Raw genomic sequence first — 12,243 nt, 5'->3', positions numbered from 1 at the left:
AGGCTCAACTAATAGCGCAGCGTCCGAGACCGGAAGCTGTGGCGGACCCAACGGCGGCAAGGGCTCTGACAGAAACCCGACAAAGCCCGGCGCGTGGATTCCACTACGAGCGCCGGGCGAAACAGCGCGGAAATGGGGAATGCCGGGTCCCCGAGTCAATTGAGGAGACCACACGGTGCAGATGGGGTTCGAGGACACCGCCGTCACCCAAGGCGAATTTTCCAGGACCGGCATGATGGGTACTTGCCGGCAGATGGGTGGCATATCGCTTGCTTTGCCAGTCGCGGAACGCTGTTCCGTGTGAAACGATGTTGCGAGGACAATATGCCTGGAATTGGAAGCAAGTTGCCGCCGTTTGACATCACAGGCGTGAAGCCCGGCTTTCACCTGCAAGAGGAGAACGGGCAGAGCGCCTTCGAGACCCTGACTGAGAGGAGTTTCCCCGGAAAATGGAAAGTCATCTTCTTTTACCCGAAGGATTTCACATTCGTCTGCCCAACCGAAATCGCTGAGTTTGCGCGCCTGTCCAAGCATTTTGCCGATCGCGATGCAGTCGTGCTTGGTGGCTCGACCGATAACGAGTTCTGCAAGCTCGCCTGGCGGCGTGAGCACAAGGATCTGCACCGTCTATCGATCTGGCAGTTTGCCGACACCAAGGGCGCACTGGTCGACGGCCTTGGCGTGCGATCGCGTGATGGCATCGCGCATCGCTACACCTTCATCGTCGATCCTGAGAACACGATCCAGCATGTCTATGCGACAGGCCTCAATGTCGGCCGCAGCCCGACGGACACGTTACGCGTTCTAGATGCGATACAGACTGATGAGCTCTGCCCTTGCAACCGCGAAATCGGCGGCGACACGCTTAGAATTGCCTGAGGGCAACATGTCGAAAGTGCAGCAACGAGCAGCTCCCGCATTCGAACGACGTCAGATTCAATCGTTTGTCGGATACCAGATGAGACCGATCTTACCGCAAATGCGGCCTGCTGCTAGCGAGTGCGGCCCGCAATTCAATTCTCATTGCCGCAGTCTGCCGCGGCCGCCGCGCTGTCCCCGCGCGGCAGTCGCGGCGGCGAATCGACGGTCTCAATGATAACGATCAACAATGTTCACCACCGCTTTGCTCACCTCACAACAAATCCCGCATACAAGAGAATGCGGCGCGTGAACACACAAAATACTTGTACGCTTCTGCGCCTGCTCGACCCACATCTCCTGCCGCAGGTCCTTTATATTGTCGCCGTAGGCCGGACCGCGGCTATTCCCTTCTTTCTGCGGCTTGCCGGCCGGCAGCATCATCAGAGCGATCTGCGTCAGCCGCAGGCCGCTAATGACGATGCCGGCGCCCACGGACTCGGAAAAATGGTGCCAAGCTCCCTTTTGGGGGAACTAGATTCCAGTCGAGAAGGGTGGAGGCAGAGGGAGATGGCTCAGCGCCGAATGACGTCTACCAGCCGAGATGATGATCCGCCGGCACGCTCGCGGACCGTATTTCCGGGCTCGGTAAATCTATATTCACGATGTAAGCCGCACAGTGAGACGAACGAGTCGGCTTTATCAGTCCCTGAATTGAAACCATGCCAATCGACGAGGTTTAGGCCAATTGACTGGTCTATCGGGAAACCGATCAGCTCTATAGGGAAACCGGTCAGCGCGTTCATCGCGCGAGCTGCCCCTCGGGCGCAGGGACCTGAAACGATCAGATGGCCGGCTGTCGTGAGCCGCCTGGCCGTCCGATCATCACGCCGGTCAATTTCCGAACATTGACGCGAACCTCAACGCTGGTGACCCAAGCCAATCCCCAAGGTACGTGCTTTCTGTCTTAGAGAGCCCTCGGATCGCTTCATAAGCTTTGAAATCCTAGCTACAGGGGTGCGGGCCTTTGAGTGCACTTTGAGCACCTTGACGTCATCCTTACTATACTCTTTGCGCTTGGTGCTTTTTGCCACGTGTTCTCCGATTTCGCTTTGCACATCTGCCTGTAGCGTCTTGTTTTTGGCGAAGACGCAACTGCTTCCCATTACCATATCAATGGTCATCGACAACTATTCAATCGGATTTTTCTCTTCGAGACAGGAACCGGAACTACACGCGAATTTGTCCTCTGTCTTCTGGATCTTTATCCGCGTGACAAACCCGATTTTCGACGTGCGCGTCGGCCCCTTCAACATGGAAGCAAGCCATACAGAAGGGACGCTCGATGCGTCTTCGAAAAACAACTCAAAACGCGCTTCTTGCTTGATTGCGCCGACTTCACTCACCAATTTCGTAGTATGATACTTCCAGCCGCCAATACTATTGATGGAGTAGCGCGGATCGGCCGGGACAGTCGCACTGCCTCACTTGCGCGCGCATCATCAACCGGCCTTCACGGCGAGTGCACGGCGTTACCACGCGAAGAGCAAACGTCTTCTCCTACTTTCTGAAGTCCTGCGGACTTAAGGGCGAGTACTCACAAAGGCAAATCTTGCAACACCTAAGCGTTGCTGCTCGTCAGCTGATCGAGCGCGGCTCGCCATCCAAATTTGATCTACGCAGTATCCTTGGTTTAATAAGCCACGTTGAGATACCCAGGCAATTTCGCCCTCAGCGAACACTTCTGCGAGACCATCGCCTGCCCCCGTCTCATGGACCCGATGAATGAGCGAGCGACCTGATCGTGATATTTCCCGGGCCAGGCACTCCGGCATGGCAAGCAACCCGCGGGCCTAGCCGTCCTGTGTGAGCTTGGCACCGGCAGGCGATTGCTTGATCATGATTTGCCAGAGCGCTTGGCCAGCACAATGCCGGCGGCGCGCTGTGGATCATTCGTGATCTGTACACAATGACCTCCACTGTCGAGCAGATGAAGGTCGAACTTTCCAACCCGGCGGAACGGACTCTGCGTCATGTCGGACGCCTCGCAACAAATCCAGGCAAGATATGGAACTTTCTGCCGGAGCATCAGGCAGGGCTCAGAGCTATCAATAGCGGCGAGCGTCTCCGTCAAGTCGCCTTCCATCTCCACACTCCTTATTGCCAGAACAAGCGTTCACGGTCGCGCTGTGATGCAATGCATCCTATTGCTCGCCAGCTTGGGCTCGCGAAATTGAGCAAGTCAGCTCGCATCGCTGGTTGCGCCCGCCCACCCGCTCAGGCGCTCTGTGTTGCCAAGCGTAAAGTTGCGTAGAGAGCATCAAAATCGGCCGTTTGCAAACATTCGTCTCGCTTTTACGGAATTAGGTACCAATTATCGTTCATTCCATGGCGTTCATCAGGCTGGCGATGTTGATCGCCGCGAAGTTGCAGAATGTATCCGCGACCGCGTAGGGGAAAATGATCTTATCGTGATGTCGCAATGCGCCGCAGGTGTACACGACGTTTGGGGCATACCCGTTTGATCCGGATTGACGGCAAGCTGGATTTCTTAGCCTTCGCGGCAGCCGCGCAGTCCACGATCGCGGTGGCATGAGCCTCTCCGCTCCATTTGCAGGAGGCCGCGGCGAAGAAGCCAGCGGCCAAACCGCAGCGGCCCCTGCTCTGGTCGCGGCCGCGCAAGAACGGCGAGTGAGACTCGCTCTAAAGCCCCGCCCGGGTTGATTGGGCGGGTTCCTTTTGGAGCCTAAAGTCAAAAACATCAACGCTGCCGCTGCATCGGCGCAGTCGATTTTTCTGAGTCGCGTTCTGCTATCGGCTGGCTATCACACACGACCTGAATGGCGAAGGACGATTGAATTTCGCACTCGTCCTGATGGACCCGCCACGCAGCGATTGCGAAAGCGTGGCCTTATCAGCCCTGCGGGGGACTAGCTGTGAATTCGCTCGTGTTATCAGGAGCTGGAAGACTCGTGCCATCGGGGACCCGATCCGCAGGCTATCGAGGACCTAAATCACACCTGAAGCACTGCAACGCCAATCTTTCCAGCTCTCTTAACTTTACTAACGTACTGACACTAACGTCTTGTTGTGAATCAGTGCGTTGTGAACAAGTCGGTCGTGCATGCAGCGAGGATACCTCATGCGCGTACTCTGTCACGCGCAACACGTTCTTGCAATGCGATTCCTTTCTCCAACGTACGCGCGAGAACGCAATCGCGCGCAAAGCCACGCGATCATCAACTTCAGCGTCACCGCATCACGATCGTTGCTTCCGTTTGCGGCAGCTCGCTCGTCGAGGAGGACTCGCTAACGTCCGTAGTTGGCACCAAGGCCACCACATGCCGGAATCTGGAGAATGGGCGGTCAGGCTAACCAGGGCGCTGCATGATGGCCTCAAAGCTCTGCATGAGGCCGCCGGCAAGAATAAGTTGCGATCTCACCCACATCCCCGTCCCCTCGGGAGACGCCGCTCCGCCGTGGCGGAAGAAGGTGGCAGCCATCGACGCGGCCGGTCCGCGAAGGCCCTTAACGAGCCAGTGCGGGCCGGCCGCGCTTGACGCCGGCGCCAAATCGGAAAGTCGTGCCATCGATCCAGATCTTGTGCAGCAGCACCGCGAGCGCTCGCGCGACCGCAGTCGCTGCGCGCTGAAGACCCTTCTTCCTGGCGAGCCGCAGGCCCCCCCAGCCGCAGCTTAAAATTCTTCGGGATGCGGGTCAGGATCGCGATCGCCGCCTCGTACAGCATCGCCCGCGTCAGCTCGTCACCGCATTTGGAGATGCTGCCGATCCGGTCGGTCTGGCCGGATTGATCGCGCCGCGGCGTCAGCCCGAAGTGGGCGCCGACATTGGTCGACTTCTTGAATCGCCTGGGACCATCGACGGTGGCGCGAAATGTCAGCGGCACGCGCGCGCCGCTTCCGGGCACCATCATCATCCGGCGCAGTGCGCTGTCGCTGCGCGCAGCTGCCAGCGGCAGGCGGTGCAGTTTTGCCAGCTGCAGCCGTATGGCGTTGCGGGCGTCGAACAGCCGTGCGACGATCGCTTCCAATGCGCTCTTTCCGGCCATGAGCTCGCGCACCCGCGCATCAAAACGGCCGACCGAGATCTTGCCGACGTGGAGGCCGAACGGGCTCAACAGGCCGCGGATCATGTTCTCCATGCCCAGCATCTTGCAGCGCATCGCCTTGCGCCCGACCAGCGGCGCGCGCAGCGGCTGTGCGCTCTCCGACTTGACATGAACCGTACGGAACCAACCGGTCCGCATCATCTGCACAATGCCTTTGGCGTTGCGGTCGGTCTTGTTCGCCATCGCGTTCAGCGCCGCCTTGGCGTGCCGGCTCTCGATGCAGATCACGGCGAGGCCTTTTTCGGAAATCGCCGTGAACAGCCAGGCGCTGTACGAGAACGCTTCCAGGCCGACGCGCTTGAGGTGGATTCCCGGTTTCGCCAGGAACAGCTCGATCGCGTCCGGGTCGGTCTCGGGTGTCGTTTCCTGAACGACGTTGCCGTGGCCGTCCACCACACAAACATTCGTTGCATGCAGCGACACGTCGAGCCCTGCATAAAATTCCGTCGTTCGTCTCTAGCATTCTCCGCCGGAACGCGCGCTCCGTTCCCTTCCCGGATTCTTAGCCAAGCAACATCTGCGCAATCTGGCCGGCGAGGGGACATAAGCCACTACCTCGGAAAACCTGCAGTTCTTTCGTTTCCTTCTAACGAATTGGAGCCTCGCCGATGTGGTCCCTTGCAGCAGGATTGCAGCAAGCCTTCGGCGACCACGATCGATCGCAGCGTCATTACAGCCGTCCTGCCGACGCAAAAGGCGTCTCGCACGATGCGCCGGTGATAGCCATTCTCGCGGGTCCAAAATCCGTCTCAACAATATGGAGCAGTCAGGTGAGCGAGCTCACAACTGTTGAGCTCTTGTGGCTCGAGAAGCGCATCGAAAATCGGATCCGGTTCGGTGAACCTGCATCAGTGGAGATCGTTGACCATCACCGGCGCATTCTCTCGTTTTTGCCCGGCAGCATCTTCGCGTTCGTCCGCTGGACGTCCAACGACTTCGGAACCATCCTGTCTCGGATCGACATTTTGCGCGCCGTCGCGCCAGGGCAGCGATACTCAACCGTGCCTTGGGTCAGCCCCGGCGGCGAAAGCCTGCTGCGATTAGCTGGTTGGCCAAAGGTCGAACGCGTTCTCCAGTTGATCGACTCCGTAGAGTCACTGGGCATCGATCCCGCCAATGCAGCCCCCGAGTATTGGCATCACGCCCACAACCGTCTTTCCGTCAACGAAAAGCCACGAGCTTATACCCGTGGACGCCACCAGGCGTGGCTCCATCGGCGCAGGATCACACTCTGATGGGACGGATGGGGAACATTCTTGCGATGTGTGGGGCGACAATGCTCGCGCTCTGGCCAGTCAACAACACCTCACCATTGTACATCTGGAATGCCTCGGACAGCGTGCTGATCGGCGTCTATCGCTTGCAAGAGGCCGGACGATTGTACGTTACTGAGCTCGTGGCGGTTCGAACGCCAGACCCGCTCGCGACTTTTTTCGATCTCAACGGCTATTTGCCAAGCGGCCTTCCAATGCTCAAGCGTGTGCTGGCGCTGCCCGGCCAAACCGTCTGCAGAACGGGCCTCGCAATCATCGTCGACAGCATACACGTGGGTGAGGCAAGCCAGCGCGATCGCCCCGGCCGGCCGTTGCCGGTCTGGCAGGGCTGCCGGGTCATTGCTGAGGATGAACTGTTTCTCATGAACTGGCAGTCGGCGGACTCGCTAGACGGCCGATATTTCGGGCTCCTGCCGAGATCGGCCGTCATTGGCCGAGCGCTTCCGGTGTGGACCAGAGAGAAGTGACAATGCCGGATCTCCCCTATTGGCCCCTCATTTCTCCATATGGCCGGTCGCAACATCGTTCCTCCGTCTCGGCCAGCTTCTTGACAATCGGCGCGCATTTCCCCGTGATCAGGCGACCTCAAGGCGGGCTGGGAGAAACGTTTATACTTGGCGGCTGTCCGCCAAATGCGATGTGGGGCCATTTTGGGGATTCTGCTGACGTTAGGACCGCCCTCGACAGCCAGAGAGGAGGTCGCATCGCGGGCACCAGCTGCGCACTCCACAACCCTGCTTCGTAGCGTTTCATACGCCCCGTTTGACCGAAGCCTCCCACCAGTTCGGGATCCCGGAGCGTTGGATCGATGCCGTGATGCAGGTCGAAAGTGGCGGTAATGCGCATGCCATATCGCCTCGAGGAGCGCTCGGGCTGATGCAAATCATGCCCGCGACCTGGGTCGAACTGAGCGCTCGTTACGGTCTCGGTATCGATCCGTTTGATCCGCAGCTGGCTCAGCGTACATTCGGGAGATGCTCGACCGGTTCGGATCGAGAGGGTTTCTTGCGGCCTACAATGCGGGACCGAAGCGATATGACGAGCATTTGGCGACAGGTCGATCGCTTCCAGAAGAAACGCAAACCTATGTAGCCAGACTCGCAGCATTGATCGGAATTGAGCAAAGCAACAGCCGTGGTTCGGCCGCCAGACACGTAGTCCTGTGGCAGCAAGCTCCTGTTTTGTTGAACGATACGGCAGCTCGTCCGCTACCGACAGCTTTGCATCAAGAGTGCGCACAATGAATTCGTCGAAGGCAGCGCCTAACGCTGTTGCCAGTGCACTCGTACCTCGCGCGACAGGGCTGTTTGTGCATCGATCAGTCAACGTGCACTCTCCATGATCGCAATCGGATTTGGTCGCATGGCCTCGAAGGTTCTCGCATGTTTGAGAATGGCCGGGAGGGAGCAGGGGGGAGCCGCCCGCCGATGGCTCTTCAAATCGGGCTTCGAGAAACCGGTGCACGACGATAGCCGCCGTGTGGCCGAATCCGGAGCCTGGTGCAACGACTTAGGCCTTCGTTGCCACACAGGAGAGCTCCGATGAAGCTTTACGTTGGGTTGGATGTCGGTCTTGAAGAAACCAGTCTTTGCATCGTCGATGGCGAGGGTCTCACCGTCCGTGAGCTCAAGGTGAGCACCGAGCCAGCGGCGATCCGCTCCGCAGTAGAGGGCTACGCGGATCGCCTCGAGCGAGTGGGCGTCGAGGCGTCATCCTTTGGTATCTGGCTGTATCGTGAACTTCAGCCGGCCGGGCTTCCAATCATTGTTGTTGAAGCGCGCCACATGCGCGTTTCATTGTCGACAATGCGGAACAAGACCGACCGGAACGACGCGCGGGGTATCGCGCAGATGATGCGACTGGGTTGGTACCGCGCCGTTCATGTCAAGAACATCGACATGCAGAAGATGCGCACCTTGTTGACCAGCCGGAAGCTGCTGAAGCGCAAACTGATCGATCTCGAAAACCACATTCGTGGTGCGCTGCGGGCCTATGGATTGCTCGTCGGAGCCGTCGCTCGAGGGGTCTACGAAGCACGCGTCCGCGAGCTGATCGAGCACAGCGATCCGATCTTTGTGATGACCATCGAGGCCATGCTGGACGTGCGTCGCGCCATCCTCGAAGGCTACGATCTTCTGCATCGTGTGCTGTTGCAAGTGGTCCAGCATGACCCCGTCTGCCGGCGTTTGATGACGGTTCCCGGCGTCGGTCCCGTCGCGGCCCTGTCGTTCAAGGTCGGCGTCGACGACCCCCATCGCTTTGCGCGATCACGAACGGTCGGCGCCCATTTTGGTCTAATGCCGAGGCGGCACCAGTCCGGCACTTCGATCGACTTTGAAGGGCGCATCAGCAAACAGGGCGACGTTGCCGTGCGAGAGGCGCTTTGCGAGGCAGCCGCAAGCCCGCTGCTGCGGGTCAGAAAATGGTCGGCGCTGCGAGCGTGGGGCCTGCGGATCGCCAAACGGTCCAGCATGTTGTGCGCGATCACCGCGGTGGCGCGGAAGCTCGCAAGCATTCTGCACCGGATGTGGCTCAGCGAGACCGACTTCCACGTCGGGTTTGGCGCCAAGATCACGCAGCGGCTGCGGTTGAAACCGGCGCAGTAGCCGCGGTGCAGGTGACGATAGATTAGCGCTGGGTCTGCGCCCGGCATGTTGAGGAGGAGTGAAACTAGAGATCCGCGCTCGCGGTGAGCGTCCCCTGGCGGGGCCGCGAAACGGGGAATGTCCGCTATCTCTTGCCTGCTGCCATCTTCGTGATGAGAGCGCCAGACTGCTTGGACAGCCCTGTTTACGAACCTGATGAAGAGCATGCGACGGCCGATGTGCTGAACGCGAAGGAACGCATGGACCCCGCCTGGTGAATGCAAGTCGCGTACGCGGCTGCGGTGAAGTTGCGCGTTGTTGGTGCAGGGAGTCGGTAATGACTGAAGTTCGAAGAGTCGAAGAAAAGCGTAGGAATGAGTTGACTTTGCCCGCCCGATTAGGAAGGCAGGATAAAAGCCGCAAGGTGCGGCCGGTCGGTCGTGCGAGAAAGTATATCGATTTCAATGATCGACTAAACATTGCGGCGACTCGGAGCAAAGTTCAGCTTTCCCCAAGGCGCTGTTCTTACAAGGGTTTCGATGCCTTGCGGCGGCCGGAATGACGCGCGACGATGATCTTCGGATCCGTCCCGGCCGTATCCGTTCCACGCGCGCGCCCCGGACAAAGCCGTTTCTCACGCAGGTACTCACAGCCGCTCAGAAGGCCGGCGGCCTCTCGCGAGGCAAGAATGGCCATGGCGGAAAGTTTGGACGCGGCCGCGCGGCGAGCATCGCTGCGGCACGGCTCCTCAACGCCCGCGGCCGCGGCGCTATGGTCAAGGCGCGGGTGGTGCGGCGGATGCGTTCGCCGGGCGCGTTGCGCGCCCATATCGGTTACCTGCAGCGCGACGGAGTCACACGCGACGGCGCTCAGGGCAAACTACTCGACGCTGAGGGGGATGATGCGGACGGTCGCGCCTTCGTCACGCGTTGCGAGGCGACCGCCATCATTTTAGGTTCATCGTCTCGCCTGATGATGCTGGTGAACTTGCCAGCCTGCGTAGCTTCACTCGGGAGCTGATGGACCAAGCCTCGCGCGACCTTGGCACACGGCTTGACTGGGTGGCGGTCGACCATTGGAACACCGAGCATCCGCACATTCACATCCTCGTGCGGGGCCGTACCGATGACGGTGCCGACCTCGTCATCAGTCGCGATTATATCGCTGTTGGCTTACGCGCCCGCGCCAGCGACCTTGTCACCCGCGAACTTGGCCCTCGTTCGGAGCTCGAGACCCGCCAGAGCCTTGAGGCGGACACGACAGCCGAACGCTGGACCAGGCTCGATCGGACGCTTGCCCGGGAAGCGGGGAAGGCGGACGGCGTTATCGATTTGGTTTGAGCGGGATGCCGGACGCGATCCATTGCGGGAAATTCGGATCGGGCGGATGCGGACGCTCGAGCGGCTCGGCTTGGCGGAACCTGCGGGCCCCGCGGTCTGGATTCTGGCCGCCGATGCGGAGGCGAGGTTGCGCGCGCTGGGCGAGCGCGGCGACATCATCAAGCGGCTGCACAAAATCCTCACGCGGGATGCCGCCAGCCGCACGGCCGCATCCTGGGCACTTGAGGGCGAAACTCATGGTGAACCGATCGTTGGCCGTCTCATCGCGCGCGGGCTTGATGACGAGCTGAAGGGCACAGCCTTTGCCATTGTCGATGGATTGACGGGCGCGTGCATCACGTGAAGCTTTCTGACCTGGAGGCGGCCGGCGATGGGCCGATCGGTGGGATTGTGGAACCGCGCCGGTTTGCGGACGCCCGTGGTCGAACGCGGATTTCGCTCGCGGTCCGCTCGGAGCTCGTTCTGGACCAGCAGGTCGCGGCCGATGCTGCAACGTGGCTAGACCGGCAGCTCGTTGCGCGAGATCCTGCCGAGCTCTCGCGCAACGCGTTTGGCGCCGAGATCCGTGCGGCACTTGAACGGCGCATCGATGTTTTGGCCGACCATGGGCTCGCTCAGCGCGATGGCAACGGGGTTCGGCTAAGACGCAACCTGATCGAAACCCTCCGCGACCGCGAACTCGACGTCGTCACACGACGTCTCATCGTGGAAACGGGGCTTCCGCACTCGTCATCTGATGTAGGTGAGCAGATTTGGGGGGTATCGTCGACGCCTGTCACTGGCTTCCGGGCGCTTCGCGATGATCGACAACGGCCTCGGCTTTCAGCTTGTGCCCTGGTCGCCTTCGCTCGAGCGGGACTTGGGAAAGCAGGTCAGCGGCATCGCCGGTCCAGGTAGCGTCGACTGGGACTTCGGGCGCAAGCGCGGCCTATCGCTCTGACCTGAGGTCCCGGCGCTGCACTGCGCCCAATTGCAGGGAGGGAAGACCTGGTTGCCTCGCGTGGACTGGTCGGGGCGGAAAAATGGGCGAGGAGCGATAGTGAGCAGCGAATAGCGAATGGCGGATCCACCGTCCGGAACTATCTCTTCATCGCCTCCGGGTTCCCTCGATCTTGGTGGCGCTCGATCATCAAGACGCAGCTGTGTGGAAAAATGCGCCGTTCGCTCTTAGGTCGCTGAGTCTCTCAACGGCTAAATCGGACAGCAGAACCCTTCCAATCTAGATGGCCATCCCGTGTAGCGGAACGGCATGGGACCTTCGATCTTTAAGTGATCGGAAGGTGTCTGGCTCGGGCGTGATTGCTGTGACGATACTTCCGTGCGTGCTGATCTCGGATGCCGATGGTCAGATGCTCTGCAGAAGACTGCGGCGCTTCGCGCACCGCCTTTCCGGCCGGCAAAGTCCAGTTTGCTGGACCCAGTTGGGGGCGTGTCATCGAGCGGACGAATAACGATTTCAACCTGCTCGATTTTAATCCGGAGGCATTCGCGGAGCATCCGCAGGCTGGCGAGGCCCGCAAGCCGGCTTTCGACAGGGCATAGCCGAAGTGCAACTCGATTCGCGCAATGAAGATTTGGCAAACGCCAATTCGCCTGTCCCAGTTTCCAGAGAGACCGCAACAGCTGACGTACAATATCCAAGCACCTGGCTGGCCAAAACAACAGGGCACCAACAGGCGACCGGCTGGAGGAGGACTCGTTCGATGCCGATGTGCGGGAGTATCTACATGACCGTCGGCCCGGCAGTGTCGTCCCGTCCGAAATAAGCTCCTGCCGGGACTCTCCCCGCATGATTCTTGTACTCTGCGAGCCGCGCCTGCCGCCGATATAATTCGGGAACGCCCGCCTCATCGATAACGCGTTGTGGCACGCCGCACTCTCTCTTGATCGCGCGCGCTTGACGGAGAGCTTAGGGCAGACGCGAGTTAGCCTTCCGGGCATCTATAACCCGGAGCCTCGCGTCGCGAAGGCCGGCCGGTTCGCCTTGAGCGGCAGCACGGTACGAGTTGATTGTCTCATCATCCAATCGCCTATCACGCGAAGCTGCTTGGGACGGT

Annotated in this window: 11 protein-coding genes and 2 pseudogenes; 7 read left to right on the top strand and 6 right to left on the bottom strand. The window is 60.0% G+C overall.

Going from position 1 to position 12,243, the window contains the following annotated elements; all coding sequences use genetic code 11:
* The first annotated feature begins 324 nt into the window (after positions 1-324).
* Complete coding sequence (locus tag ABIB00_RS31065; RefSeq protein WP_354107016.1) at positions 325-879, top strand: peroxiredoxin; 555 nt, start codon at positions 325-327, stop codon at positions 877-879.
* A gap of 210 nt (positions 880-1,089) precedes the next feature.
* Here ABIB00_RS31065 and ABIB00_RS31060 read toward each other — a convergent pair whose 3' ends face one another.
* From ABIB00_RS31060 to ABIB00_RS31035, 6 genes and pseudogenes are all read right to left on the bottom strand, one after another.
* A complete protein-coding gene (locus ABIB00_RS31060) occupies positions 1,090-1,353 on the bottom strand; it encodes a hypothetical protein (RefSeq protein WP_354106973.1) in 264 nt (87 codons plus the stop codon).
* Positions 1,354-1,433: 80 nt separating this feature from the next.
* Positions 1,434-1,664, bottom strand: a complete 231-nt coding sequence (locus ABIB00_RS31055; protein ID WP_354106972.1) for a hypothetical protein — start codon at positions 1,662-1,664, stop codon at positions 1,434-1,436.
* A gap of 114 nt (positions 1,665-1,778) precedes the next feature.
* On the bottom strand, positions 1,779-2,042 hold the full coding sequence (locus ABIB00_RS31050; protein ID WP_354107027.1) for a hypothetical protein: 264 nt from the start codon (positions 2,040-2,042) through the stop codon (positions 1,779-1,781).
* A 713-nt stretch (positions 2,043-2,755) separates the two neighbouring features.
* Entirely contained in the window at positions 2,756-3,004 is a 249-nt protein-coding gene (locus tag ABIB00_RS31045; protein WP_354106971.1) for a DUF6129 family protein, read from the bottom strand.
* Positions 3,005-3,239: 235 nt separating this feature from the next.
* The gene (locus ABIB00_RS39205) at positions 3,240-3,452 is read right to left on the bottom strand and encodes a glycoside hydrolase family 130 protein (RefSeq protein ID WP_502917909.1); all 213 of its coding nucleotides are present in this window, start codon (positions 3,450-3,452) and stop codon (positions 3,240-3,242) included.
* 845 nt (positions 3,453-4,297) lie between these two features.
* Positions 4,298-5,413: pseudogene (locus ABIB00_RS31035) on the bottom strand (IS110 family RNA-guided transposase); the annotation flags it as partial.
* 344 nt (positions 5,414-5,757) lie between these two features.
* On the opposite strand from ABIB00_RS31035, the gene ABIB00_RS31030 reads away from it, so the two are divergent.
* The 6 genes and pseudogenes from ABIB00_RS31030 to ABIB00_RS31005 all read left to right on the top strand — a co-directional run bounded on the left by ABIB00_RS31030 (position 5,758) and on the right by ABIB00_RS31005 (position 11,728).
* Complete coding sequence (locus ABIB00_RS31030) at positions 5,758-6,222, top strand: DUF2840 domain-containing protein (RefSeq protein WP_354107015.1); 465 nt, start codon at positions 5,758-5,760, stop codon at positions 6,220-6,222.
* Entirely contained in the window at positions 6,222-6,728 is a 507-nt protein-coding gene (locus ABIB00_RS31025) for a S26 family signal peptidase (protein ID WP_502917908.1), read from the top strand. Before ABIB00_RS31030 ends, ABIB00_RS31025 begins: the two co-directional genes overlap by 1 nt.
* 349 nt (positions 6,729-7,077) lie before the next feature.
* Entirely contained in the window at positions 7,078-7,353 is a 276-nt protein-coding gene (locus ABIB00_RS31020) for a lytic transglycosylase domain-containing protein (RefSeq protein WP_354107013.1), read from the top strand.
* Positions 7,354-7,802: 449 nt separating this feature from the next.
* Entirely contained in the window at positions 7,803-8,867 is a 1,065-nt protein-coding gene (locus ABIB00_RS31015; RefSeq protein WP_354106970.1) for an IS110 family RNA-guided transposase, read from the top strand.
* A gap of 537 nt (positions 8,868-9,404) precedes the next feature.
* Positions 9,405-11,126: pseudogene (locus tag ABIB00_RS31010) on the top strand (relaxase/mobilization nuclease domain-containing protein).
* Positions 11,127-11,521: 395 nt separating this feature from the next.
* Positions 11,522-11,728, top strand: a complete 207-nt coding sequence (locus ABIB00_RS31005; RefSeq protein WP_354106969.1) for a hypothetical protein — start codon at positions 11,522-11,524, stop codon at positions 11,726-11,728.
* Positions 11,729-12,243: the final 515 nt, after the last annotated feature.

Source organism: Bradyrhizobium sp. LB14.3 (genome assembly GCF_040547985.1).
Taxonomy (GTDB): Bacteria; Pseudomonadota; Alphaproteobacteria; order Rhizobiales; family Xanthobacteraceae; genus Bradyrhizobium.
The sequence above is the reverse complement of the archived record's forward strand: the minus strand, read 5'-3'. Positions and strand labels throughout refer to the sequence as shown.

What these genes read in the sequence shown, in the direction of transcription:
- ABIB00_RS39205 (WP_502917909.1), bottom strand. Translation starts at nt 3,452, where the DNA reads ATGCCACCGCGATCGTGGACTGCGCGGCTGCCGCGAAGGCTAAGAAAT.
- ABIB00_RS31020 (WP_354107013.1), top strand. Translation starts at nt 7,078, where the DNA reads ATGCAGGTCGAAAGTGGCGGTAATGCGCATGCCATATCGCCTCGAGGA.
- ABIB00_RS31015 (WP_354106970.1), top strand. Translation starts at nt 7,803, where the DNA reads ATGAAGCTTTACGTTGGGTTGGATGTCGGTCTTGAAGAAACCAGTCTT.
- ABIB00_RS31065 (WP_354107016.1), top strand. Translation starts at nt 325, where the DNA reads ATGCCTGGAATTGGAAGCAAGTTGCCGCCGTTTGACATCACAGGCGTG.
- ABIB00_RS31045 (WP_354106971.1), bottom strand. Translation starts at nt 3,004, where the DNA reads ATGGAAGGCGACTTGACGGAGACGCTCGCCGCTATTGATAGCTCTGAG.
- ABIB00_RS31050 (WP_354107027.1), bottom strand. Translation starts at nt 2,042, where the DNA reads ATGACCATTGATATGGTAATGGGAAGCAGTTGCGTCTTCGCCAAAAAC.
- ABIB00_RS31005 (WP_354106969.1), top strand. Translation starts at nt 11,522, where the DNA reads ATGCCGATGGTCAGATGCTCTGCAGAAGACTGCGGCGCTTCGCGCACC.
- ABIB00_RS31055 (WP_354106972.1), bottom strand. Translation starts at nt 1,664, where the DNA reads ATGAACGCGCTGACCGGTTTCCCTATAGAGCTGATCGGTTTCCCGATA.
- ABIB00_RS31025 (WP_502917908.1), top strand. Translation starts at nt 6,222, where the DNA reads ATGGGACGGATGGGGAACATTCTTGCGATGTGTGGGGCGACAATGCTC.